The organism is Kribbella sp. NPDC043289, from assembly GCF_056436705.1.
Window position 1 is genome coordinate 90,060 of sequence record NZ_JBWKCB010000011.1, and the last position, 22,460, is coordinate 112,519.

Sequence of the window (22,460 nt, forward strand, 5' to 3'; positions counted from 1 at the left end):
TTCAGTCGAAGTTCACTGCCGCACGATGCCCACCGGTGCGCGGCGGAATGTCCAGTTCGACCCCGCCGATCGCCGCGCAGCGCTCGTGCAGCGCCAGGAGCCAGTTCTTGGGCTCGTCCTGCTCAGCCACGGCGGCCATCAGGATCGCGCGCACTTCGGCCTCCATCGATCGCCCGTGTTCGGCCGCGCGAACCCGCAGCCGGTGCTTCACGTCGTCGTCCAGGCTCCGCACGGTGATCGCCGCCATACCGGGCCTCCTTTGCCTTCGGTGCTAGCAAAAACCGTAGCACTGATTGCACGGGGTCAGTGACGAGCGGTGATCGAGATGTGGCTGTTGCGCACCAGTGGGGTGTCCCAGGGGGCTGGTTTTCCGTCGATGGTGACTTTCATGGTGGTGCAGGCGTCAGCGAGGCAAGTGGCGTCGTACCGGATGCCCCAGAGGGTGAAGAACTGGGCGAGCGTGGGGCGCTCGGCGGCGGTCTTGGCCTCGACCCAGACCACGCCGTCGGTGGTGTGGGTGTGGATGGCGGCCTGCTCGGCGCGGAGGCGGTCGATGCCGATCCCGGCCGGTACCTGTACCGGCTTGCCGTCGACGGTGACCGCGATGTTCAGCGTGTACGGCGACGGGCCGGAGAAGTCCAGCGGGAGCCGCTCGAACCCGGCCTTGTCGATGTAGGAGACCGCGTCCCGGGGCGCGTCCCAGGGTGGCGCACCGGTCCGGAGATCAGCCGCCGCGGGCGGCGCCGGGCCGACCTGGCAGCCACCGACCACACCGCTCGCGAGGAGCAGGGCCGCCGTCCAGGCCGCCCGGCGCCACGTACCTGCTCTCATGGAGAGCCAGGTTGCCACGTGCCGCCCGGACGGCCGACCGCCGGGGTCAGCGCTCCGACGGCATGATGATCCAGAGCGCGATGTAGATCAGGAACTGCGGGCCGGGCAGCAGGCAGCTGACTACGAAGATCAGTCGCATCGTGTTGGCCGAGATACCGAACCGGCGAGCGAGTCCGGAGCAGACACCGCCGATCCAGCGATCGTGAGACGGGCGGACCAGAGAGCTAGCCATGAGAAGTACCTGTTTCCTTTCCGCTGTTGGGCTTACGTCCACTATGACGGCGCGCGCCACGGAACCGATCCCGCCGCACCGGGGTTCCAGGGTTCACTCAGGGTGATCCTGGAACGGGTCCTCAGCGCTGGAAGCGGTACGTCTTGTTGTCGATTCCCACCGCAGACACCCGGCGACATCACGACCACCCGGAGCGTCTCGTCGTACTCGGAGTAGTCGACCCCCTCAACCTCGAACTGCCCCGAGCAGACACTCCGGAGCGGGAGCTGCCCAGCGACGTGACGTGGCCGGTGACGTCGCTGGGGCCGACCGGCCGGGTCGGTGGCGGCCACCCCGGGCATCGGCAGGACGAGCAGGCGGTCCATCGTGCCCCACTCCCCCGTCACCATCCACTGCACGTCCGGCGAGACGGCAGCGAAGCTGTTGTTGTTGTTGTTCGCCTCCCACGACTCGAGCGCGTGCACGCCTGGATGGGGCAGCTAGCACCAGAACGAGAGAGATCCCCGGTTTGCGCGTCCCAGGTTTCTACTGCCGTGTCGAGGAAGGTGAGGTCGTGTCGGGGTGTCGGTGGTGGCGTGGGGAGTTGTGCTGGTCGTTGTGGGTAGGTAGTGCTCCGCGGTCGTGGCGGGCGGCTGGAAAGGGGCGGGGTTGGGGAGAATTGCGGCCCGATTCCGGCGCAAGATCCTCCCCACACCCGCGCCTTGGATCTGCGGGGCACGCGCCCGGGGTGGTTCACCCCTGACGTCGTCCCTGAACGCCGCGCATGCAGGCGGCAGAGGGGCGACTTCAGAGGTGAACCACTCGACGTTGACAACCTCAACGTTGCTTGACGAGGCACCAGCACGCCGACGGTCACCCCAATTCGGGGATTCGATGAACTTCCTGCTACTGTTCAGCACGTTCCTGAGCCCCCGTAGCTCAGGGGATAGAGCACCGCCCTCCGGAGGCGGGTGCGCAGGTTCGAATCCTGCCGGGGGCGCGACCGATCTGGCCGATCTCTGTGCGCGGAAAGCGCGCACGTGGATCGGCCGCTGTGTTTTCTGGGGGTGCAACCCCCAGAACCCGCCCGGCGGGGCTTCGCCCCCCCGGACCCCCCTTGGGCGTGGTGGCGCGGGGATGTGGTGTCGGGGGGTCGGCGTGGTGGGGTGGGTGTTGGTCAACGCCCGCGCGATTGGGGTGCTTCAGATTCCTGCTGCTGTGCGGCAGTAGGTCCAGGTGGCTTGGCGGGCTTCTGGGGTTTCTTGGGTTCGTTTGAGGTAGTGGGTGGGGCGGGGGCTGCGGTCGTGCCAGAACTTGCCGGTGGGGGGTCGGGGGTTAGTGGCTGCCAGCCAGACCGTGGTGTCGGCGCCTTCGTCGGCGGTGCGGAGGAGGCGGCCGGTGAGTTTGCTGAAGCCGGGGAGGGACTCGGTGAGGCCTGGAGTCTCGGACCAGCCTGGGTGCATGCTGGCGACGAAGGTGGGGGTCATGTCCGCGGCCAGGAGTGGCGTTAGCGCTACCTGGATGCGCTTGCTGCGGGCGTAGGCGGTGGCGCCCTTGTAGGGGGCGTCGCGGTATTCGGGGTCGGTCGGTAGGGGCTGGGTGTACATGCCTCCGGAGGCGACCAGGATTACGCGGCCGTTCTTCAACTGGTCCCGCAGCAGCTCGGTCAACAGGAGCGGGCCGAGGACGTGGGTCGCCAGGGTCAGCTCGTGGCCCTGGGCTGACTCGGTGCGTTTGGGGGGCATGACGCCGGCGTTGTGGATCAAGGCATCGATGGGGGTGGTGATGGTGGCGGCGTACGCGCGGACTGAGTCCAGGTCGGAGATGTCGCATTCGTCGAGGACGAAGGTGGCTTCGGGGACTTCGCGCTGGAGGTCGGCCAGGGCGGGGGCGGCTTTCTCGGCGTTGCGGACGGCCAGGTGGACGGTGGCGCCGAGGCGTGCCAGGCCCGCAGCGGTGGCTTTGCCCAGGCCGGTGCGGGCTCCGGTGACGATGGCGGTTTTGCCTTGCAGGGCGTGCGGAGCGGGGTCGTTGGCGGGCCAGGTGCGACTGCGGATTGCGTAGCCGAGTTTGGTGTAGCCGGGGACGACCGCGCGGTCCAGCAAGGTGTCCAGGGTCATGCGGCGAGCTTCCCCAGGGCGTTGCGTAGGCCCTCCTCGGCTTCTTCGCCCAGGTGCTCGAACGGCTTGCGCAGGAAGGACTCCGCGAAGCGCGCCAGGCCCTTCAGCTGGAACTCGGCCCGGTAGGTGACCCGGGTGAGGTGGGACTCGGAGCGGAACGTCATGATGTCGCGGGCGACGATGGTGCGGTTCTCGCCGCGCAGGACCAGGCGGTCCGGTCGGGTGAAGTCCTCGACCACGTAGGTGAGGTCGGTCTCCCGGCCGTTGAAGCGGGAGGTGTTGCGGTACGTCGTACCGACGCCGCCGTCGCCGCTGATCAGGGTGGTGCGGACCGTACCGGGATCCCACTCCTCGGTACTGCGGAAATCGGAGAGGTAGTCGAACACCCGCTCGGGGGCGGCCGCTGTCGCAACTTCGCGTTCGATGACGATCATCGGGACTCCTTGGTTCGTTCGGCGGCGTGCGCGATGTTGCGTTGCATGCCACCGAAGACGACGTCGTGGAACGGGCGGATGGCCGCCCAGTACAGCTCCCCCGGCAGTCCCCGTGGATGGAACAGGGCGCGCTGCCGGAACAGCGTGCGGCCCTGCTCGTCGGTCCCGGCACGTAGTTCGAGCCACGCCTCGCCGGGCAGGCGCATCTCGGCGCGGAGCCGGAGCAGGCGGCCGCGTTCGATCGCTTCGACGCGCCACCAGTCGAGCGGGTCGCCGACCGACAGCGTGTCCGGGTGCAGCCGGCCGCGGCGGAGTCCGGGGCCGCCGACGATCCGGTCGAGCAGTCCGCGGGTCCACCAGCCGAGCGGCCAGGAGTACCAGCCGCGTTGGCCGCCGATGCCTTCGATGACCTTCCAGAGCCGCTCCGGCTCCGCATCGACCGCACAGTCGCGTTCGTCGACGTACAGCGAGCCACCGGCCCAGTCCGGGTCGCTGGGGAGCGGATCGCTCGGTGCGCCCGGCGTCGCGGCGGACGCCCACGACGTACTCACGTCGAGGTCGTGCACCTTCTTCAGTGCCAGCTGGACCGCGCGGTCGAACCCGATCCCGCCGGCGATCTGCGGGTCGACGTACTGGTCGATGTCGTGGTCCTTGCAGACCACCTCGTGCACCAGGCTGTCGACCAGCGGCCGTGCGATGCCGCTGGGGACCGGGGTGACCAGTCCGACCCAGTGACTCGACAGACCGGGGCTCAGGAGTGGCAGTGTCACGATGCGGCGCGGGCGGAGGCCGGCGACGGCGGCGTACCGCTGCATCATCGCGCGGTACGTCAGCACGTCCGGACCGCCGATGTCGAAGCCGCGGTTCACCTCGGCCGGCATCCGGGCCGACCCGACCAGGTAGTGCAGTACGTCGCGCACGGCGATCGGCTGGATCCGCGTGTCCAGCCAGCGTGGTGTCAGCATCACCGGCAACCGCTCGGTCAGGTACCGGAGCATCTCGAACGACGCCGAGCCGGACCCGAGGATCACCGCGGCGCGCAGCACCGTCGTCGGTACGCCGCTCGCGAGCAGGATCTCCCCCACCTCGCGACGGGACCCCAGGTGCGGCGACAGCTCCTCGCCCTCGGGGTACAGCCCGCCGAGGTAGACGATCCGGCCGACGTCGGACTCGCGGCACGCCGTACCGAACGTCAGTGCGGTACGCCGGTCGCGCTCCTCGAAGCGGCGGCCGGTACCGAGCGAGTGGATCAGGTAGTACGCCACGTCGACGGCTTCCAGCGCCTTCGTCAACGCTGCCGGGTCGGAGGCATCACCCTCGACGACCTCGACCCCGCGACGCCACGGACGGGTCTCCAGCCGCTGCGGTCGCCGGGCGAGTACGCGGACGTCGTACCCGGCTGCAAGCAGCTCAGGGACGAGCCGCCCGCCGATGTAGCCGGTGGCACCGGTTACCAGGACTCTGGTCATCGCTCAGCCAATCGCTCCGCGGCAGTGACCGGGTCGGACTCGACGTACTGCGCTCCGACGGCGGTTGCGAGCTCGGTGGAGGCCCCAGGTCCGGCCAGCGCGAGGGAACGGTTTCGCGCCAGCCGGACCAGCTCGGGGCGGATGGAGTCGAAGCGGGTGGCGTCGGAGGCGGCCAGCATCACCAGATCGGGCGCCAGCGCCTCGGTGGTGCGTTCGACATCGTTCATCGGCGAGTCGGCGCCGAGGAAGATCACCCGCCAGCCCGAGCGCCGGAGTACCAGACCGAACGACAACAGGGCGATGTCGTGCAGCTCGCCGGGCGGACAGGCCAGCAGCGCGCGTGGTCCTTGGCCACCACCCCAGCCTGGCGACAGTGCGGCGAGCCGCGAGCGGATCACGTTGCTGGCGAAGTGCTCCTGCCCGACCGTGACCTCACCGCTGGCCCAGCGATCGCCCAGGTCGTGGAGGTACGGGATCAGTACGTCGCGGATCACCGCCTCGATCGTCAGCGCACCGAACAGCTGGTCGAGGACGACGTGCGCCGCACGCTCGTCCAGCTCGTCCAACGCGTCCCGCAGCCCGGCGACACCGCCAGGCTCCGCTGCCCTCAGTGCTCCCACTGCCGGCGCAGGCTGCGTCATCGCCGGCTCGGCCAGGACTGCGCGGGCAGCCTCGGCCGCGGACAGTCCGTCGGCGAGATAGGCCCGCATCCGCTGCACCCGGTGCACGTCGATCTCGGAGTACAGCCGGAAACCGCCGGACGACCGCGTCGGGGACAGCAGGCCGTAGCGGGTCTCCCAGGCACGCAGGACGTGCTCGCTGACACCGGCGCGTTTGCTCAACGCGCCGATCCGCAGGTCACCTCGCACCGAAGTCTCCACAGGGACACTATACAAACTTTAGACAGACCTTTGACTAGTGCAGGTCAGCATGCCTAATCTCTAGACAAACCTTAGACAGCCTGGAGGCCCTGCCCATGACCGAGTCCGTGGCTGTGATCGGAGCCGGAGTGTCCGGCCTGACCGCCGCCTATCTGCTCGCGCGGCGCTACGACGTCACCCTGTTCGAGGCCGACGCGCGGCTCGGCGGACACGCCCATACCCACGACATCACCGACCCGGCCGGACGGCGGCTGGCGATCGACACCGGCTTCATCGTGCACAACGACCGCACCTATCCCCTGCTCCGCCGGCTGTTCGGCGAGCTGGGCGTGCCGACGCAGCCGACCGAGATGAGCATGAGCATCAGCGACCCGGCCAGCGGCCTGGAGTTCGCCGGCGGACGCGGGGCGACCGGGATCTTCGCGCAGCGTCGCCGGCTCGCCGATCCGCGGTTCCTGCAGCTCCTGACCGAGGTACGCCGCTTCCACCGCCGCGCCGCCGCGTACGTGGCCCGAACCGACGACCACGACCTCGTGACGCTCGGCGAGTTCCTCGAGGACGAGAAGTTCAGTCCGGCCTTCATCCGCCTGTACGCCGTCCCCGTGGTGTCCTGCGTCTGGTCCTGCGGCGGCAACTCGGCCCTGACGTACCCGGCGCGCTACCTGTTCAAGTTCCTCGACCACCACGGCATGCTCTCGGTCACCGGTTCACCCCAATGGCTGACCGTCACCGGCGGCTCCCGCCAGTACGTCGCTGCCGTGGCAAACCGTCTCGACGCGGTCCGCGCCGGCCAACCGGTGCGGTCCGTCCAGCGGCACCCTGACGGCGTCGGCGTGACCGTTGCTGACGGCAACACGCTCGACTTCGACCGGGTGGTGCTGGCGACCCACGCCGACCAGGCGCTCGACCTGCTGGCCGACGCCACGCCCGAGGAGAAGGCGGTGCTCGGGCCGTTCGAGTACAGCCGCAACGAGACCGTCCTGCACACCGACTCGTCGTTGCTTCCCGCAACGAAGAACGCCCGCGCCTCCTGGAACTACGTGGTGCGTCCCGGCACCCCGCTGACGACGTACTGGATGAACCGGTTGCAGGGACTGGACACCGACGAGACGTACCTCGTGACGCTGAACGGCGCCGAGACCGTCGATCCGGCGAAGGTGATCGCCCGGATGGACTACGAGCACCCTGTCTACACCCCGGAGGCCGTCGCCGCGCAGAGCCGGCTGGCGAGCCTCAACACCGGCCTGGTCGCGTTCGCGGGGGCGTACCACGGCTGGGGATTCCATGAGGACGGCTGCCGCTCCGGTGTCGCGGCGGCCGAGTCCTTCGGAGTCCGCTGGTGACGATCGCCGGTCAGACCCGCTCCCTCCCGGCGATCGTCACCGGCACTGTCCGGCACGGGCGGTCCGGCCCGGTCCGGCACGCGTTCCGGCATCGGGTGTACCAGTGGCTGATCGACCTGGACGACGTACCGCGGCTGCCGTGGTACCTGCGTCCGTTGGCGCGCTTCGAGACCCGCGACCACCTCGGTGGCCACGGTCCGACGCTCAAGGCCGATCTGCTCCGCTATCTGTCCAGCCACGGGATCGAGTACGACGGACGGGTCGTGATGCTGGCCAACGCCCGCGTGCTCGGTCACGTCTTCGATCCGCTCACCGTCTTCTGGTGCGTCGACAGCCCGTACGTCGTCGCGGAGGTGCACAACACGTACGGCGAACGGCACGTCTACCTGCTGCGCCCGGATGCGGACGGCAGCGCCGACACCGCGAAGGAGTTCTACGTCTCGCCGTTCAACGACGTGTCCGGCACGTACCGCCTCAGTTTCGAGCTGGGCCACGACCAGGTCCGCGTGCAGGTCAGTCTGTCCCGTGGCGACCGGACGGTCTTCGGCGCGAGCTTCGACGGCGTACCGCGCCCTGCGACGCGTCGAGCAGTGTTGTCCACCGCAGTACGCATGCCGCTGATGCCACAACGGGTCTCGGCGCTGATCCGGATGCACGGCCTGTGGCTCTGGGCCCGCCGGCTCCCCGTGATCAAGCGGCCGGTGCACCCGCTCCAGGAAGGACTTCGATGAGCACTCTGACCGTTGCCCAGCCGCTTTGCCTCCGGCACCCCGCGCTGCGTCCGCTGTGCGTGCGCGCGTGGTTCACCCGGCTGATCGTCGACCGGATGCTCGACCAGGTGCCGGTACGGGCGCTCTACCCCGACGGCACAGTGCGCGGCGGCGGTGGGCCGGACGCACCGGTCCTGCGGATCGTCCGGCCGCAGTCGATGTTCGAGCGGCTCGCGCACAACCCGAAGATCGGTCTGGGCGAGGCGTACATGGCCGGCGACTGGACCGCGGCCGACGGAACCGATCTGGGCGATCTGCTGACGCCGTTCGCGGCCCGGGTCGCACAGCTGGTACCGCGGTGGCTGCTCCGCTTCCGGCGGGTCGTCGACCAGCGCATCCCGAGTCGACAGCGCAACACGCTGACAGGTGCCCGCGACAACATCAGCGCGCACTACGACCTCAGCAACGCGCTGTTCGGCGCCTTCCTGGACCCTGGGATGACCTACAGCTCCGCACTGTTCGACCACGACGTACCGCTGTCCGCCCAGGACCTCGAGGACGCGCAGACGCGAAAGGTCGAGCGCATCCTCGACCAGGCCGGTGTGGGCCCTGGCAGTCAGGTGCTGGAGATCGGGATCGGCTGGGGCACACTGGCGATCGCAGCGGCCCGTCGTGGCGCACAGGTCACCGGAGTGACGTTGTCGACCGAGCAGCTGCAGTTGGCCCAGAAGCGCGTCGCCGACGCCGGACTGGCCGACCGCGTCGACCTGCGGCTGCAGGACTACCGTGCGGTGACCGGTTCGTACGACGCCATCGTCAGCGTGGAGATGATCGAGGCGGTCGGCGAGGAGTACTGGCCGGACTACTTCCGCGCTCTCGACCAGCTGCTCGCACCGGGCGGATCGGTCGCCCTGCAAGCGATTCTGATGGACCACGACCGGATGCTCGCCACGCGGCACTCGTACGGCTGGATCCAGAAGTACATCTTCCCCGGTGGCCTGATCCCGTCCCGGACCGCCATCGACGAGACGCTGGCGCAGCACACCACGCTGGCGGTCGACGACGACCACAGGTTCGGTGCGGACTACGCCGAGACGCTCCGCCGCTGGCGGCATCAGTTCACCGCCAACTGGCAGGACGTCCGGGCGGAGGGGTTCGACGAGACGTTCCGGCGAGTCTGGGAGTACTACCTGGGCTACTGCGAGGCCGGCTTCGCCTCCGGGTACCTCGACGTCGGCCAACTCCGCCTCACTCGCCACTAATCAGCTGTCCGGCAGCGAGAACATCGACAGAACGACGCGGTCCTTTCCGGGCGACTCTTCCAGGTAAGGCTCGATCAGTTCCGTGAAGCGGGCGCGGAAGTCGGCCATGTCCTCGGAGCTGAGGTAGAGGGCGAGCTGCGAGTAGCCCAACTGGTTCATCCGCGGGTACAGGTCGCCGCTGTCGACCACGCGGTCGAAGTCCGCCGCGAGCCGGGTCAGCATCATCAGGAACGCCTGGCGGTGCTGCTCCGGCGTCATCGCGCGCGCCTCGCGCTCGTCGATCCGGCCGACCTTGGTCTGGTCCAGGCTGAGCGTGCGTTCCGTCGTACCGCGGATCTTGCGCTCGCGGACGACGGTCAGGTAGCCGGCGTCGATCAGCGCGGCGACGTGCCGGTAGAGCGTCGTCGCGGGGATGTCGGGCAGGTCGCGCTTCAGGTCGGTGGTGGTCACCTCGCGACCGAGCACGCGCTGCACGATGCGCCAGCGGATCGGGTGCAGCAGAACGTCCAGCACCGGGGTCGGCGACTCCTCCATCGGCTCTCCATCAGGGTTCTTTCAGGGTATCCATTGATACCAACAGTGGTAATAATAGCGGCAACGGACCCATTCCTACTCGCCCCGAGGAGACGTTGACGTGTCGCTCACCCGTCGTACCGTGCTCAAGTCCGCGGCGGCCGCCGTACCGGTTGCTGCTGTTTCTACCCTGCCCGCCACGGCCGGCGGTGTCCGGGAACCCGCCGCGATCGGGCGGCTCGCCGAGAAGATCGAGGCCGGGATGGCCAAGTACGCGATCCCCGGCGCCGGCCTCGGGGTCTGGTACCGCGGCCGCGAGTACGTCCGCGGTTTCGGCGTGACCAGCGTGGACACCAACGAGCCGGTGTCGGCCGACACCGTGTTCCGGATCGGCTCGACCAGCAAGACATTCACCGCGACGGCGATCATGCGGCTCGTCGAGAGCGGCCGGATCAGCCTCGACCGGCCGGTGCGCGCGTACCTCCCGGACTTCGCGACCCAGGACGCGTCGGTGGCCGCCCGGGTCACCGTCCGGCAGTTGCTGAACCACTCGGCCGGCTGGCAGGGCGACTACTTCGAGGACACCGGTCAGGGCGAGGACGCGCTCGCGAAGTACGTCGCGGACATGACGAAGATCCCGCAGCTCACTCCGCTCGGGAAGGTGTTCTCGTACAACAACGCCGCGATCGGCGTGGCCGGGCGGATCATCGAGGTGGTGACCGGGAAGCCCTACGAGACGGCCGCCCGCGAGCTCGTCGTCGATCCGCTGGGGCTCGCGCACAGCCGGTTCTTCCACAGCGAGCTCGGCGGGTTCAGCGTCGCCGCGTCGCACAACGTGGTCGACGGCAAGGCGGTCGTCGAGCCGTCGTTCGACGCGATGCCGCGGGCGCTGCACTCGATCGGCGGGCTGATCTCGAGCCCGCGCGACCAGCTGCGGTACGCGCGGTTCCACATGGGCCACGCTGGATTCCCACGTCTGCTCAGCGATCGGGCGCGGCTGGCCATGCAGTCCCACCCAGGGCCTGGCGGCACGCTGTTCGTCGAGCTGAACGGCGTCGGCGTCACCTGGATGCAGCGGCCGACGGCCCAGGGCCCGACCGTGATCCAGCACGGCGGCGACTGGAACGGCCAGCACTCCGGCTTCTTGTTCGTGCCGCAGCGGGACTTCGCCATCACACTGCTGACGAACTCGGAGAGTGGTCCGTTGCTGGTGGCCGAGTTGTTCGCCGACGACTGGGCGCTGCAGGAGTTCGCCGGCGTGAACAACCTGCCCGCCGTACCGCGCCAGCTGCCGGCCCGTCAGCTCGCGGAGTTCGAAGGTACGTACGTGTCACAGCAGATCGGGTTCGACGGGAAGCCGGAGGAGCTCGGTCTCGACGTCACCGCCGACAAGGGCGAGCTGGCCGCCGGCGCGAGCGGGCAGGCGCTGTTCCGCTTCGCCTTCTACCGCAAGGACTTCGCGCTCGCCTTGAACCCGGACGGTACGCCGACCCACGTCCGCGTCAACTTCGTCCGCGGCGACAACGGTCAGGTCGAGTGGCTTCGGTACGGCGGCCGCCTCTTCCGCCACCACGCCACAGGCACCCGCAGCGCCAAGACGTTCCGGCACCGCGTGCTCTAACCGGTGGTGACCATCCACAGGTGTCCGTCGGGATCAGTGAAGGTGGCCAGGTACGCCCACGGCTTTCGGGTCGGCGCCGTCACCTGCACTGCCCCGGCGGCGACCGCCTGAGCGTTCAGTACATCGACAGCGTCCGCACTGTCGAGGCGCACGCTCAGAATGCACTCACTCTGCCCACGCGGCGCAGCGGGCTGGTCCCCCAACACCCAGCCGAAGCCGCCGGTCGGGATCAGCATCATGGTCACGTCGTCCGCGAGCGCGAACTGCAGCGGTTCGGGAATCCCGTCCTCGTCCGGTTCGCCAACTGGCTTCAGGTCGAGCGCTTCCTGGTAGAACACGTACGAGCGCGAGCGGTCCTCGATCGGGAGGCAGATGATCATCGGGTGACTCCAATCGTTCGGCCGCACAGGTGCAGGAGCAGTTCCTGCGCCGGGCGTTTCAGCGGCGTACCGGTGCCGTAGGTCCAGTCGAGGTCGGTGGCTTGCAGTTGGACGCCGGTCAGGTCGACGCCGAAGTACTTGAGCTGGCGTGGCTTCATGGCGTCGAAGATCAGTCGCAGGCGTTCCAGCGGTACCCGGCGGTCGAGGCCCAGGGCAACAGTTGCGTCGAGCCCGTGGATGACGTCGTGCGAGAGCGCGCCTTCGTAGCCACCTCCCGGCGGCTTCCACGGGTGGTCGACGTTCTGCCGAAGACAGTCCAGCAACTCGGCCGACGTCATCTCTTCCGCGTCCCGCCGCGCCTGCTTGTCGGCGTACCGATTGAACTTCCCGCCGGCCCGCACCATCCCCGTCACGAACTGCATCCCGGAGGTCCGGTATGGCATGGTCATGTGCGCGACCAGCTCCCGGACGCGCCACCCGGCGCACAGCGTCGGCTGGTCCCACTGGTCGTCGGTCAGGCCTGCGAGCACGTTCGCGAACTCGGAGCGCTCGGCGGTTACCGCACTTCTGATATCCGTCATGACCCACCGACGAACGGCTTAGGCCGATGCAGACACCTCGCGGAGTCTTTTCTGCAGGTACTGGCGTTCGGACTCGGTGGTGGCCAGTGCCAGAGCCTCGCGGTAGGCGGTTGCTGCTTCGGGGTGGCGGTTGAGGCGACGTAGGAAGTCGGCCCGGGTGGCTGGGAGGAGGTGGTAGTCGGCCAGTGGTCCGGTGGAGAGGTCGTCGAGGACGCGGAGGCCGATGGCGGGTCCGTCGGACATGCCGATGGCTACGGCTCGGTTGAGGGCGACGACAGGGGTCTGCGGGAGCTGGGCGTAGAGGGCGGCGATCTGTGGCCAGTCGGTGTCGGCCGCGGTGCGGGCGGTGGCGTGGCAGGCGGCGATGGCAGCCTGCACCTGGTACGGGCCGGGTTCACCGCGACGGAGCGCCGAGTCGAGGAGGTCTACGCCTTCGGTGATCTGCTCGTGGTCCCAGCGGGTGCGGTCCTGGTCCTCGAGAGTGATGAGCGCACCGTCACGCGCTAGACGTGTCTCGCGGCGGGCGTCGTGCAGGAGCATCAGCGCAAGCAGTCCGCCGGCTTCTGGTTCGTCCGGCATCAGGTGGACCAGCAGACGCGCGAGCCGGATCGCTTCACCGCTGAGGTTGCTGCGGACAACATCGGAGTACCCCTCGTTGAAGAGGAGGTAGAGGACCGCCAGTACGGCGGGAGTTCGCTCCGGCAGCAGATGGGCCGGCGGGACGCGGTACGGGATGCCGGCGTGCTGGATCTTCTGCTTCGCGCGGGTCAGGCGCTTCGACATCGTGGTCTCCGGGACCAGGAACGCCCGCGCGATCTCCGTCGTACTCAGGCCGGCCAGCGTCCGCAGCGTCAGCGCCACCCGCGCCTCCATCGCCAGCGCCGGATGGCAGCACGTGAACATCAGCCGCAGCCGATCGTCCGGTACGTCGTACGGCGGATCCGGCTCGTCCTGCATCGCGGCCACCTCCTTGAGCTTCGCGGCGCCCACCGCCTCACGGCGCAGCCAGTCGATCGCCCGGTGGCGTGCGGTCGTGGTCAGCCACGCACCAGGCCGGTCCGGTACGCCGTCCCGCGGCCAGCGCTCCAGCGCCGCGGCGAACGCCTCCTGGGCGCACTCCTCAGCCAGCTCCCAGTCACCGGTCATCCCGATCAGAGTGGCGACCACCTGGCCCCACTCCTGCCGGTAGATGTCCTCGAAGGTCACACCACTCCTGGTGGCGGTTCCAGCACCGGCCGGATCTCGATCGTGCCGTACCCGGCCGCTGGGTGCTTCGACGCGATCTCGATCGCCTCGTCCAGGTCGGCGCAGTCGATCAGCACGAAGCCACCGATCTGTTCCTTCGTCTCGGCGAACGGCCCGTCGGTGAGCAGCACCTCCGCGTTGCGCACCCGGACCGTCGTCGCCTCGTCCGGCGGCCGCAGCCCCGCGCCACCGGCGACGACGCCCCGCGACGTCATCTCCTCGGTCCAGCCCCCGCACCCGTCGTTGGCGTGCGCGGCGGCCGACTCGTCACCACAGATCATCAGCAAGTACTTCATAGGCCCATCCTCCCTGTCACTCCACCGACGAACAGGTAAGCCGGAGACAGACACCCCCCACCGTATTCGGTGCGGGCTGGTTGCACCGGCGTACCAGGTCTAGCGTCGGCACTAGCGGCGTACCAGTGGGAGGGGACTGCGATGACAGGTCGGATCGTGCACTTCGAGGTGCCGTACGACGACGCGGAGCGAGCGCGGGCGTTCTACCGCGAGGCGTTCGGGTGGAACCTGATGGAGATGCCCGAAATGAACTACACGATGGTCTCGACCGGCCCGGTGAACGAGCAGTCGATGCCGTCCGAGCCCGGGTTCATCAACGGCGGCATGTTCCAGCGCACCGCCGAGCTCACCCGGCCGATCCTGACCGTCGACGTCCCGGACATCGACGCGGCCTGGAAGACCATCGAGAGCCTCGGCGGCGAACCGATCGGCGAGAAGCTGCCGGTCGGCGACATGGGGTATGCCGGCTACTTCAAGGACCCGGAAGGCAACATCCTCGGCCTCTGGCAGACCAACTAGGAACCCATCGTCTGCAGGTGACGCATGGAGCCGTAGCGCGTCGTGAGCCGGTCGAAGTCGGCCGGGTCGAACAGCTCTACGGCGCCGGCGCCGTAGCTCTTCGCGGCCTCGACACAGAACCGGGCGGCGGACTCGACACTCGCCAGGTCGGTCGCCCCGGTGCCGCAGCCCGGTACGGCAGTCTCGGTCGTGATCGCCACCCCGACCACCGGCGCGCTGGTCGCCGTACACGGCTGCAGGATCGAGTTCACGTGGTACACGTCGTTCCCGTACGGCGTGATGTCCTGCATCGTCAGCGGCAGTACGGCGGGCAGCCGGCCGGTCACCTGGGACGCGACCTCGAGCAGGTCCTCGCTGACCCGCAGGATCCAGCCTTCCTTGACCGTCGGCGAGATCGCGAACCCGTGGTGGTTCACGATCCGGTTGCCCTTGGTGGTGTCGACGGACAGCACCGCCTCCATCGCCGGCTCGACCTCGTGGTCGTTCATCGCGCCGAGCTCCACCGGCGAGTCCATGAACGGCACCGGGTCGTGCGGGCGGGTCGGCGCGTCCGGGCAGACGTGCGTCGCGACGATCACGTCACCCGGCAGCTGGTCACCGCGGAGCAACATCCGGCCGAGCTTCCCGGCGACCGCGAGCGCGACCAGCGCACCGTCGCCGTCGGACACGAACCCGATCCGCTCCGGCCGCGCGCCGAGTCCACCGAGCCGCCCGATCACCCCGAGGGTCGGGGCGTCGCCACCCACGGTCCGGCCGCGGCTGCCGGGAATCACCGCACGCACGAAGTCCGTGCTGCCCTTGTTCCCTTGCACCGTCGTCACGCGGACGTCGTCGACGCCGTTCTTCCGCAACCAGGCCGCTACCCCTTCACCGGACGCGGCCGAGTCGTCGAGCAGGTCGTACAGGTCCAGAACCTCACGCCATGGCATATCTGTGCATCTCCTCAGTCAAATGTGTTCAGCAGAGTTCGGCGGTCAGCCGGGCGACGACGGAGCGGGAGAGCACCACAGGCAGACCGGAAGCAGCCGCGGCCGCCTCCCGGTGCGCCTGGGTGTAGCCCATGCAGTCGAGCACCAAGAGCTGCACACCTTCCGCGGCGAGCTTCTGGGCCGCGTTCTCCAGCTCGGTCAGGCCGGGCTGGTACGGCGTCGCCCAGGCGACCTTGATCTTCTGGTCGAGCCCCGCGAACTTCTCGTACGACTGCTGCTCCTGCTCCGCCAGCGGGCACACCACTCCGACGAGTGAGTCGCCGGCGATCGCAGACAGACCGGCGGTCATCAACGGCCCGGCCAACAGCAACGGGCGGCTGTGCCGGAACGCCGGGAACTCACCGGTGCACACCAGCAGTACGGCGTCTGCGCTGCCCGCCTCGAGAATGTCGATCGCAGCCTGCAACCGCTGCAGGATGCCGGCCCGTCCGATCACCACCGACGACCCGTCGCGCAACCGGGTGGTCAGCGTCTCGTCCCCGGGCGTCGGCGCCAGCGCTGCGATTTCCGCCGTACTCAGGCCGTCGAGTGCACCGCGTTCACGGACCTCGACCGTCGACGGCAACCACTGGAGCAGCTCCGGAAACATGTCGCTGCGTGGCGACTGCCCGATGGTCACGACACCAAGAACGGTCACGCGACAGCCTCCCTCGTGCCGGCCTCGACCAGCTCCCGACGGCGCTCCCGGTCGAGCCGCGAGCGTGGATCGGGCGACGGCACCGCAGCCAGCAGGGCCTTCGTGTACGGGTGGCTCGGTGCGGCGAAGACCTCGTCCACCGTGCCGCGCTCGACGACCTTGCCGCGGCTCATCACCAGTACGTCGTCCGCGATCAGCCGCACCACCGACAGGTCGTGCGAGATGAACACGTACGTCAGACCGAGCCGCTCCTGCAGGTCCTTGAGCAGATCGAGGACCTGCGCCTGCACGGACACGTCCAGCGCCGACACCGGCTCGTCGCAGACCACTAGCGACGGGTTGAGCAGCAACGCGCGGGCGATCCCGATCCGCTGCCGCTGACCACCCGAGAACTCGTGCGGGAACCGGTGCAGATGGTCCGCCTCCAGTCCGACGAGCTCCATCACCTCGACCAACCGCTCCTGGATCCCCGTGGCGTCCAGGTCGGTGTGCAGCCGCAACGGCTCGGCCAGCGTGCGCTCGATCGTCCAGCGCGGGTCAAGCGACGCATAGGTGTCCTGGAAGACGATCTGCATCCGCGAACGCATCGCCCGCAACGCCTCGTCGGACAGCCCGAGCAGATCGACCCCGTCGAACCGCACCGCCCCGGACGTGGGCTCGTGCAACCTGAGCAACGCCCGGCCGGTCGTGGACTTCCCGGAGCCGGACTCCCCCACGATGGCGAGCGTCCGCCCCGGTGCGACGCTGAAGCTCACTCCGTCCACTGCAGTGACAGCTTCGGTACGCCGGCCGCGCCGCCGACGCCCCGGGAACACCTTGACCAGGTCGGACACCTCCAGCAGCGCAGGCTCGTCCGACGGTCGGGTCTCCCGCGATCGGGGCTGACTGGACGGCAGGAAGCTCAGCAGCCGCTTGGTGTAGTCCGCCTGCGGTGACTCGAAGAGCTGCTCGACCGGTGCGGTCTCCTGGACCTCACCGTTGTGCATCACCGTCACCTCGTCACAGGTCTGCGCGACCACTCCGAGGTCGTGGGTGATCAGGAGGACCGACGTACCGTGCTTCTGCTGCAGGTCCATCACCAGCTCGAGGATCTGCAGTTGGGTGGTGACGTCGAGCGCCGTGGTCGGTTCGTCGGCGATCAGCAGCTTCGGCTCGCAGGACATCGCCATCGCGATCATCACGCGCTGACGCATCCCACCCGAGAGTTGGTGCGGGTAGTCCCGCAGTACCCGGGCGGTGTCGCGGATGCCGACCATGTCGAGCAGCTCGGCGGCCCGGTCCGCGGCCTGACGGCGGGACAGCCCCAGGTGCAGGCGGAGTGGTTCGATGACCTGGTCCGCCACGGTCAGTACCGGGTTGAGCGCGGTCATCGGCTCCTGGAAGATCGTCGCGATCTCCTTGCCCCGCACGGCCCGCAGCGACCGGTCCGACAGGTTAGTGAGGTCCCGCCCGTCGAACTCGATCCGTCCGCCGGTCACGTGCACCGACCGCCGCGGCAGCAGCCGAGTGATCGTCATCGCCGTCACGCTCTTGCCGCTGCCGGACTCCCCCACCAGCCCGAGCATCTTGCCCCGCGGGATGCTGAGGTTGACGCCACGGACCGGAGTGATCGGTCCGCGCGAGGTGTCGATCCGAACGCTCAGATCGGTCACCTTGAGCAGATCACTCATCACGAACCCCGAGGTACCGCAGCGTCGTCAGTGCATAGGTCTTCGCCGCCAGTACGACATCTGCGACGGGTGCACGCTCGTCGAAGCCGTGGATGGTCGCCAGCTCGGCCGGACCGTACTGCAGCACCGGAATGCCATGGCTGCGGAACGTCCGCGCGTCCGACGACGCCCACTGCAGCACGCCCTCGGCCGGCTCACCGGTCAGCTCCCGCAGTGCACTGACGAGCTCCACCACGATCGGGTCGTCCGGCAGCGTCCAGTTCGGCTCACTGCGGAACCCGAGCGGCTCCACCGTCGCCTCAATACCGGCCTCGGCCAGCAGCTCGTCGACACGCGCCAGCACCTGCGCCCGGCTCAGTCCGATCGGGACGCGGGTGTCGATCTCGACCACGCACTTGTCCGCGACGACGTTGGTCGCCGACCCGCCGGTCACCTTCCCGACGTTGATCGTCACGTGGTCGAACACCGCACCGATCCCGGGTGCGTACCCTTCCCGCTCCTCCGCGAACTTCTGCGACGAAGCGATCAGCTCCCGTACGTCGGCCGGCGCGTCCGGAACCATCTCCCACAACCCCTGCAGCGCGAGAATCGCCTTCGCTGCCTGCAGGTTCGCATTGGTCCCGTGCAGCGGCTGCAGACTGCCGTGCCCCGGACGTCCGGACACGGTCAGCCGGAACCAGTTGCTGCCCTTCTGGCCGATCGTCGGGTGCGTCCGCTCGGCCGGCTCCGCGATCACCGCACCGGTCGCACCGTCGAGCACCCCGCGGTCGAGCAACCAGTCCGCGCCGAGCGGTCCGCCCACTTCCTCGTCCGGTACCGCGGCCAGCGACAGCCGCCCACCCAGCGGTACGCCGAGCCGGTGCATCACGACGTACGCGTGGATGATCCCGGCGAGGCCGGCCTTCATGTCGCTGGCGCCGCGGCCGCGCAGGTACCCGTCGACGACGTCACCGGCGAACGGCGGGAAGCTCCAGCGGCTCACGTCACCCACCGGTACGACGTCCGAGTGACCCGCTAGCACCAGGTGCCGCTCACCCTCCGAGCCCTGGTGCGACACCACGTTCAGGCGGCCCTGGCCGGCGTCGAGGATCTCCACCTCGACACCCGCCTTCCGCAGGACGGCGGCGATGAACTCGCCGATCTCGGTGCAGTCCCCCGGCGGGTTCTCGCTCGGGATCCGGATCAGGTCGCCGGCCAGCTCGATCAGGTCGTCCGCGGTCCGCTCGATCTCGGCGAGCACCCGCTGCTCCCAGGCCGTCACTTCGTCACGCTCAGCTGCGAGAAGCGGACGATGCCGTCGGGGTACGACGTGTACCCGTCGAGACCGGCCCGGTGCGCGACCACGATGTTGTACTCGTACAGGTACGCCCACGGTGCCTTGGTGTTGATCTCCTGCTGCGCGGCGCCGTACAGCTTGTTGCGCTTGGCAACGTCCGGTTCGGTGGCCGCCTGCTGCCAGGCCTGGTCGACGGCCGGGTCGGAGAAGTTCGCGTAGTTGCTCGAGCCCTGGCTGGTGAGCAGCAGACCGAGGTGGTAGCCGGGGTCGTTGACGAACGACGTCCAGCGAGTGATGTACGACTGCACCTGCTTGGTCGCCAGCGCCTCCAGGAACTGCGGCCGGGCCATCTTCTTGATGTTCATCGTGACGCCGATCTTGGCCAGCTCGGCCTGGATCAGCACCGCGTCGTCGTTCCAGTCGTCGAACCCGGAGCCGAGCGTGAAGTCGAAGCTGAAGCCCTTCGACAGGCCGGCCTCGGCGAGCAGCGCCTTGGCCTTGTCGAGGTCGTGGGTGTAGGTGTAGCCGGCGTCACTGAAGCCCGGCGTGGAGCTGGCCACCGAGGACTTCATCGGCGACGCCTGGCCCTTCATCACGTCGTTCAGCAGCTTGTCGTACGGAATCGCGTACGACACCGCCTGCCGGACCCGCGGGTCGTCGAACGGCTTGATCTTGTTGTTCATCGCGAAGAACAGGATCTTGTTGCTGGCCCGCGAGTCGATCACCACACCGTCGGCGGCCTTCAGCGACTGCACGTCCTTCGGCGGCACCTCGAGGGCCAGACCGACCTCGCCCTTGCGCAGCAACTGGACCCGGTTCGACGCCTCGGCGATGAACTTCACGTCGACGTCGCGCAGCTTGGGCTTGTCACCCCAGTACGCGTCGTTGCGGGTCATCGACGCCTCGGTCGACGGGTCCCACTTGGTGATCTTGTACGGGCCGGAGCCGGCGGTGTTCGTGGACAGCCACTTCGCGCCGCCGTTCTTCGTCACCTGGTCCATGTCCACGATCGAGAACGAGTACATCGGCAGGATCTGCAGGAACAGGTGGTTCGGCGCGGTCAGGTCGATCTTCACGGTGTGCTCGTCGACCGCGGTGACCTTGGCGATACCGGCCATCTTGTACAGGAAGCTGGCCGAGCTGGACGCCTTGATGTGGTCGAACGACTTCACCACGTCGTCCGCCGTGATCGCCGACCCGTCCTGGAACTTCGCGTCGGTGCGCAGCTTGAAGGTGTACGACGTGTTGTTCGCACCGGCCTGCCAGGACTCGGCCAGCATCGGCTTGATCTCGTCGGTCTTCGCCTGTGGCTTCCCGTTCACCTCGGTCCGCCCGTAGGTGACCAGCTGGTCGTAGGCCGCCGTCACGAAGGTGTCCGAGGTGACGTCGTTGGCCTCGGCCGGGTCGAGGGTCTTGCCGCCTTCGGAGTAGGCGGCGACCAGGGTGTCGGCGGCGGCGTCCTTGCCGCTGCTGCCGCCGTTGGCGTTGCTGTTCGCGTTCGCGGCACAGCCGGACATCGCGAGCGCCGACACCGCGGCGAGGGTGAGAACTGTCCGCTTCACGCGGGTCTCCTTCCAGAGGGTCATCGGCTGGTCCGCAGCCGAGGGTCGAGGACGTCCCGCAGGCCGTCGCCGAGGAGGTTGAAGCCGAGGATCGAGGTCGCGATCGCCAGGCCGGGGAACGTGGTCATCCACCACTCGCCGCTGATGATGTAGCCGCGGCCGTCGGAGATCAGTACGCCCCATTCGGGGTCGGGCGGCTGGGCACCGAGGCCGATGAAGCTCAGCGAGGCAGCGGTCAGGATCGCGTAGCCCATGCCGAGCGTGGCCCGGACCAGGATCGGCGCCAGGGCGTTCGGCACGATGTGCCGGATCAGGATGCTGCGGGCGGGCAGCCCGATCGCGTGGCCGGCCTCGACGAAGTCGCGCTCCCGCAGCGACAGCGTCTGGCCGTGCACGATCCGGGCGAACTCCGGGATCCCGACGATGCCGACGGCAACCATCGCGCTGACCATGCCCGGCCCCATCGCGGCCGCGATCGCCATCGCGAGCACCAGCGACGGGAACGCCAGCAGCATGTCCATCAGCCGCATGATCAGCCCGCCGGCGCGGCCGCGGACGTATCCGGCGAACGCCCCCAGCGGTACGCCGATCGCCAGCGAGATCGCGATCGCGATCAGGCCCGTCCACAACGAGATCCGGCCACCGGCGAGAACCCGGGTGAGGATGTCGCGGCCGAAGTTGTCGGTGCCGAACGGGTGCGCGAGGGTCGGGCCCTGGAGCAGACCACCGGCACCGGGCTGCGTCGCGCCGTACGGGGAGAGACCGGACAGCAGCGCACCGACGGTCCAGATCGCGATGAAGACCAGGCCGACGACGGCGAGCTTGTTGCGGAGCAGCAGCCGCCAAGTCGTCTGGGGTTTGGTGAGTGTCTCAGGCATCCGCGATCCTCGGGTCCAGGCGGGCGTTGACGAGGTCGACGACGAGGTTCGCCGCCAGGTAGACGACCGCGGCGACCAGCGTGAAGGCCTGCACCGGCGCGTAGTCGGTGGCCAGTACGGACTGCACGACGTACGAGCCGACGCCGGGCCAGGTGAAGACCGTCTCGGTGATCACCGCGCCGCCCATCAGCTGGCCGAACTGCAGACCGGAGACCGTGACGATCACCGGGGCCGCGTTCCGCAGCGCGTGCTTGAGCGTGACGACCGACGGCTTGAGGCCCTTGGAGACCGCCGTCCGGACGTAGTCCTGACCGATCACCTCGAGCATCGCCGAGCGGGTCATCCGCGCGATGATCGCCGTACTGCCGGTGGCCAGGCACAGGGCCGGCCAGATGATGTGCGACAGCGACGACTTCAGCGCGACCACATCGCCGGTCATCAGCGAGTCGACGATGTACAAGCCGGTGATGTTGGTGGGCGGGTTCACGCCCTCGGCGACCCGGCCGAGCGGCGCGGGTGCCCAACCGAGCTTGTTGTAGAACACCACGATCACCATCAGCCCGAGCCAGAACAGCGGCATCGACGCACCGAGCAGCGAGAACACGCGACCGGCGTGGTCGACCGGACGGTCACGGCGGGTGGCGCTGATCACCCCGAGCGGTACGCCGGCCAGCAACGCGATCACCAGGGCGACCAGTGCGAGTTCCACCGTCGCCGGCAGCCGGGACGCGAAGTCGGAGGCGACACTGTGGCCGGTGTGCCAGGCGAACCCGAGGTTGCCGTGCAGAAGGTCCGCGAAGTACCGGACCAGCTGGACGTGCAGCGGCTGGTCGAGGCCCATGTCGGTGCGGATCTTCGCGACCACGCTCGGGTCGGCCTGCTCGCCGGCCAGCGTCCGGGCCGGGTCACCGGGCAGCACCCGGGTGAGCACGAAGATGCACACCACGACGCCGATCAGCGCGGGCACCATCGCGAGCACGCGGCGCAGGACGAGATTCATGCCGATGAGATTCGGGGACAGATCACGGCATC

25 protein-coding genes and 1 tRNA gene are annotated in these 22,460 nt (G+C 68.8%); 6 read left to right on the forward strand and 20 right to left on the reverse strand.

What is annotated here, in order from left to right; all coding sequences use genetic code 11:
* Position 1 precedes the first annotated feature (1 nt).
* From AC0662_RS38895 to AC0662_RS38910, 4 genes are read right to left on the reverse strand one after another with little or no spacing between them, the layout of a single operon-like run.
* Positions 2–247 carry a FitA-like ribbon-helix-helix domain-containing protein gene (locus tag AC0662_RS38895; RefSeq protein WP_452200986.1) on the reverse strand — a complete coding sequence of 82 codons (246 nt, stop codon included), beginning with the start codon at positions 245–247 and terminating at the stop codon, positions 2–4.
* 56 nt (positions 248–303) lie between these two features.
* The gene (locus tag AC0662_RS38900) at positions 304–831 is read right to left on the reverse strand and encodes a hypothetical protein (protein WP_478306961.1); all 528 of its coding nucleotides are present in this window, start codon (positions 829–831) and stop codon (positions 304–306) included.
* 46 nt (positions 832–877) lie between these two features.
* Entirely contained in the window at positions 878–1,063 is a 186-nt protein-coding gene (locus tag AC0662_RS38905) for a PspC domain-containing protein (protein WP_452200990.1), read from the reverse strand.
* 41 nt (positions 1,064–1,104) lie between these two features.
* Positions 1,105–1,527, reverse strand: a complete 423-nt coding sequence (locus tag AC0662_RS38910) for a hypothetical protein (protein WP_452200991.1) — start codon at positions 1,525–1,527, stop codon at positions 1,105–1,107.
* Positions 1,528–1,970: 443 nt separating this feature from the next.
* Between AC0662_RS38910 and AC0662_RS38915 the strand changes: the two genes are divergently transcribed.
* A tRNA-Arg gene (locus AC0662_RS38915) sits at positions 1,971–2,042 on the forward strand.
* Positions 2,043–2,244: 202 nt separating this feature from the next.
* Here AC0662_RS38915 and AC0662_RS38920 read toward each other — a convergent pair.
* The 4 genes from AC0662_RS38920 to AC0662_RS38935 are packed head-to-tail and all read right to left on the reverse strand — an operon-like array spanning position 2,245 to position 5,946.
* The gene (locus tag AC0662_RS38920) at positions 2,245–3,162 is read right to left on the reverse strand and encodes an SDR family NAD(P)-dependent oxidoreductase (RefSeq protein ID WP_478306964.1); all 918 of its coding nucleotides are present in this window, start codon (positions 3,160–3,162) and stop codon (positions 2,245–2,247) included.
* Positions 3,159–3,596, reverse strand: coding sequence for an SRPBCC family protein (locus AC0662_RS38925; RefSeq protein ID WP_452200995.1), 438 nt, complete (start codon positions 3,594–3,596; stop codon positions 3,159–3,161). The genes AC0662_RS38920 and AC0662_RS38925 overlap by 4 nt, the downstream gene beginning before the upstream one ends.
* Complete coding sequence (locus AC0662_RS38930) at positions 3,593–5,065, reverse strand: SDR family oxidoreductase (RefSeq protein ID WP_452200997.1); 1,473 nt, start codon at positions 5,063–5,065, stop codon at positions 3,593–3,595. Before AC0662_RS38930 ends, AC0662_RS38925 begins: the two co-directional genes overlap by 4 nt.
* Positions 5,062–5,946 (reverse strand): MerR family transcriptional regulator, encoded by an 885-nt coding sequence (locus tag AC0662_RS38935; RefSeq protein ID WP_452200999.1) that lies wholly within the window; start codon positions 5,944–5,946, stop codon positions 5,062–5,064. The genes AC0662_RS38930 and AC0662_RS38935 overlap by 4 nt, the downstream gene beginning before the upstream one ends.
* A 95-nt stretch (positions 5,947–6,041) precedes the next feature.
* Here AC0662_RS38935 and AC0662_RS38940 point away from each other — a divergent pair, with 95 nt between their 5' ends.
* Genes AC0662_RS38940 through AC0662_RS38950 form a run of 3 tightly spaced genes read left to right on the forward strand, consistent with a single transcriptional unit; the run spans position 6,042 to position 9,261 of the window.
* A complete protein-coding gene (locus AC0662_RS38940) occupies positions 6,042–7,289 on the forward strand; it encodes an NAD(P)/FAD-dependent oxidoreductase (RefSeq protein WP_452201001.1) in 1,248 nt (415 codons plus the stop codon).
* Positions 7,286–8,020 (forward strand): DUF1365 domain-containing protein, encoded by a 735-nt coding sequence (locus tag AC0662_RS38945; protein WP_478306967.1) that lies wholly within the window; start codon positions 7,286–7,288, stop codon positions 8,018–8,020. The genes AC0662_RS38940 and AC0662_RS38945 overlap by 4 nt, the downstream gene beginning before the upstream one ends.
* Positions 8,017–9,261: a class I SAM-dependent methyltransferase gene (locus tag AC0662_RS38950; protein WP_478306969.1), complete on the forward strand. Its 1,245-nt coding sequence runs from the start codon at positions 8,017–8,019 to the stop codon at positions 9,259–9,261. Before AC0662_RS38945 ends, AC0662_RS38950 begins: the two co-directional genes overlap by 4 nt.
* Here the strand turns inward: AC0662_RS38950 and AC0662_RS38955 are convergent, their stop codons facing one another.
* Positions 9,262–9,795 (reverse strand): helix-turn-helix domain-containing protein, encoded by a 534-nt coding sequence (locus AC0662_RS38955; RefSeq protein ID WP_478306971.1) that lies wholly within the window; start codon positions 9,793–9,795, stop codon positions 9,262–9,264.
* 100 nt (positions 9,796–9,895) lie between these two features.
* On the opposite strand from AC0662_RS38955, the gene AC0662_RS38960 reads away from it, so the two are divergent.
* The gene (locus AC0662_RS38960) at positions 9,896–11,395 is read left to right on the forward strand and encodes a serine hydrolase domain-containing protein (RefSeq protein ID WP_478306973.1); all 1,500 of its coding nucleotides are present in this window, start codon (positions 9,896–9,898) and stop codon (positions 11,393–11,395) included.
* Here AC0662_RS38960 and AC0662_RS38965 read toward each other — a convergent pair.
* The 4 genes from AC0662_RS38965 to AC0662_RS38980 are packed head-to-tail and all read right to left on the reverse strand — an operon-like array spanning position 11,392 to position 13,897.
* Positions 11,392–11,775 carry a VOC family protein gene (locus AC0662_RS38965; protein ID WP_478306975.1) on the reverse strand — a complete coding sequence of 128 codons (384 nt, stop codon included), beginning with the start codon at positions 11,773–11,775 and terminating at the stop codon, positions 11,392–11,394. The two genes, AC0662_RS38960 and AC0662_RS38965, sit on opposite strands and share 4 nt — an antisense overlap.
* Complete coding sequence (locus AC0662_RS38970; protein ID WP_478306977.1) at positions 11,772–12,356, reverse strand: maleylpyruvate isomerase family mycothiol-dependent enzyme; 585 nt, start codon at positions 12,354–12,356, stop codon at positions 11,772–11,774. Before AC0662_RS38970 ends, AC0662_RS38965 begins: the two co-directional genes overlap by 4 nt.
* A gap of 18 nt (positions 12,357–12,374) precedes the next feature.
* Positions 12,375–13,562 (reverse strand): RNA polymerase sigma factor, encoded by a 1,188-nt coding sequence (locus AC0662_RS38975; RefSeq protein ID WP_478306978.1) that lies wholly within the window; start codon positions 13,560–13,562, stop codon positions 12,375–12,377.
* Positions 13,559–13,897, reverse strand: coding sequence for a YciI family protein (locus AC0662_RS38980; protein WP_452201017.1), 339 nt, complete (start codon positions 13,895–13,897; stop codon positions 13,559–13,561). The genes AC0662_RS38975 and AC0662_RS38980 overlap by 4 nt, the downstream gene beginning before the upstream one ends.
* 141 nt (positions 13,898–14,038) lie before the next feature.
* Here AC0662_RS38980 and AC0662_RS38985 point away from each other — a divergent pair, with 141 nt between their 5' ends.
* The gene (locus tag AC0662_RS38985; protein ID WP_452201019.1) at positions 14,039–14,416 is read left to right on the forward strand and encodes a VOC family protein; all 378 of its coding nucleotides are present in this window, start codon (positions 14,039–14,041) and stop codon (positions 14,414–14,416) included.
* Here the strand turns inward: AC0662_RS38985 and AC0662_RS38990 are convergent.
* From AC0662_RS38990 to AC0662_RS39020, 7 genes are read right to left on the reverse strand one after another with little or no spacing between them, the layout of a single operon-like run.
* On the reverse strand, positions 14,413–15,345 hold the full coding sequence (locus tag AC0662_RS38990; RefSeq protein WP_478306981.1) for a DUF1177 domain-containing protein: 933 nt from the start codon (positions 15,343–15,345) through the stop codon (positions 14,413–14,415). The genes AC0662_RS38985 and AC0662_RS38990 overlap by 4 nt on opposite strands.
* A 28-nt stretch (positions 15,346–15,373) precedes the next feature.
* On the reverse strand, positions 15,374–16,042 hold the full coding sequence (locus AC0662_RS38995) for an AroM family protein (RefSeq protein ID WP_478306982.1): 669 nt from the start codon (positions 16,040–16,042) through the stop codon (positions 15,374–15,376).
* Positions 16,039–17,712, reverse strand: coding sequence for an ABC transporter ATP-binding protein (locus AC0662_RS39000; RefSeq protein WP_478306984.1), 1,674 nt, complete (start codon positions 17,710–17,712; stop codon positions 16,039–16,041). The genes AC0662_RS38995 and AC0662_RS39000 overlap by 4 nt, the downstream gene beginning before the upstream one ends.
* Complete coding sequence (locus tag AC0662_RS39005) at positions 17,705–18,973, reverse strand: M20 family metallopeptidase (protein WP_478306986.1); 1,269 nt, start codon at positions 18,971–18,973, stop codon at positions 17,705–17,707. Before AC0662_RS39005 ends, AC0662_RS39000 begins: the two co-directional genes overlap by 8 nt.
* Positions 18,970–20,550, reverse strand: coding sequence for an ABC transporter substrate-binding protein (locus AC0662_RS39010; protein WP_478306988.1), 1,581 nt, complete (start codon positions 20,548–20,550; stop codon positions 18,970–18,972). Before AC0662_RS39010 ends, AC0662_RS39005 begins: the two co-directional genes overlap by 4 nt.
* A 20-nt stretch (positions 20,551–20,570) precedes the next feature.
* A complete protein-coding gene (locus AC0662_RS39015) occupies positions 20,571–21,428 on the reverse strand; it encodes an ABC transporter permease (RefSeq protein WP_452201028.1) in 858 nt (285 codons plus the stop codon).
* Positions 21,421–22,428, reverse strand: coding sequence for an ABC transporter permease (locus AC0662_RS39020; RefSeq protein WP_452201030.1), 1,008 nt, complete (start codon positions 22,426–22,428; stop codon positions 21,421–21,423). Before AC0662_RS39020 ends, AC0662_RS39015 begins: the two co-directional genes overlap by 8 nt.
* Positions 22,429–22,460: the final 32 nt, after the last annotated feature.

What these genes read in the sequence shown, in the direction of transcription:
- AC0662_RS38895 (WP_452200986.1), bottom strand. Translation starts at nt 247, where the DNA reads ATGGCGGCGATCACCGTGCGGAGCCTGGACGACGACGTGAAGCACCGG.
- AC0662_RS38900 (WP_478306961.1), bottom strand. Translation starts at nt 831, where the DNA reads ATGAGAGCAGGTACGTGGCGCCGGGCGGCCTGGACGGCGGCCCTGCTC.
- AC0662_RS38905 (WP_452200990.1), bottom strand. Translation starts at nt 1,063, where the DNA reads ATGGCTAGCTCTCTGGTCCGCCCGTCTCACGATCGCTGGATCGGCGGT.
- AC0662_RS38920 (WP_478306964.1), bottom strand. Translation starts at nt 3,162, where the DNA reads ATGACCCTGGACACCTTGCTGGACCGCGCGGTCGTCCCCGGCTACACC.
- AC0662_RS38925 (WP_452200995.1), bottom strand. Translation starts at nt 3,596, where the DNA reads ATGATCGTCATCGAACGCGAAGTTGCGACAGCGGCCGCCCCCGAGCGG.
- AC0662_RS38930 (WP_452200997.1), bottom strand. Translation starts at nt 5,065, where the DNA reads ATGACCAGAGTCCTGGTAACCGGTGCCACCGGCTACATCGGCGGGCGG.
- AC0662_RS38940 (WP_452201001.1), top strand. Translation starts at nt 6,042, where the DNA reads ATGACCGAGTCCGTGGCTGTGATCGGAGCCGGAGTGTCCGGCCTGACC.
- AC0662_RS38950 (WP_478306969.1), top strand. Translation starts at nt 8,017, where the DNA reads ATGAGCACTCTGACCGTTGCCCAGCCGCTTTGCCTCCGGCACCCCGCG.
- AC0662_RS38955 (WP_478306971.1), bottom strand. Translation starts at nt 9,795, where the DNA reads ATGGAGGAGTCGCCGACCCCGGTGCTGGACGTTCTGCTGCACCCGATC.
- AC0662_RS38965 (WP_478306975.1), bottom strand. Translation starts at nt 11,775, where the DNA reads ATGATCATCTGCCTCCCGATCGAGGACCGCTCGCGCTCGTACGTGTTC.
- AC0662_RS38970 (WP_478306977.1), bottom strand. Translation starts at nt 12,356, where the DNA reads ATGACGGATATCAGAAGTGCGGTAACCGCCGAGCGCTCCGAGTTCGCG.
- AC0662_RS38980 (WP_452201017.1), bottom strand. Translation starts at nt 13,897, where the DNA reads ATGAAGTACTTGCTGATGATCTGTGGTGACGAGTCGGCCGCCGCGCAC.
- AC0662_RS38985 (WP_452201019.1), top strand. Translation starts at nt 14,039, where the DNA reads ATGACAGGTCGGATCGTGCACTTCGAGGTGCCGTACGACGACGCGGAG.
- AC0662_RS38990 (WP_478306981.1), bottom strand. Translation starts at nt 15,345, where the DNA reads ATGCCATGGCGTGAGGTTCTGGACCTGTACGACCTGCTCGACGACTCG.
- AC0662_RS39000 (WP_478306984.1), bottom strand. Translation starts at nt 17,712, where the DNA reads ATGAGTGATCTGCTCAAGGTGACCGATCTGAGCGTTCGGATCGACACC.
- AC0662_RS39015 (WP_452201028.1), bottom strand. Translation starts at nt 21,428, where the DNA reads ATGCCTGAGACACTCACCAAACCCCAGACGACTTGGCGGCTGCTGCTC.
- AC0662_RS39020 (WP_452201030.1), bottom strand. Translation starts at nt 22,428, where the DNA reads ATGAATCTCGTCCTGCGCCGCGTGCTCGCGATGGTGCCCGCGCTGATC.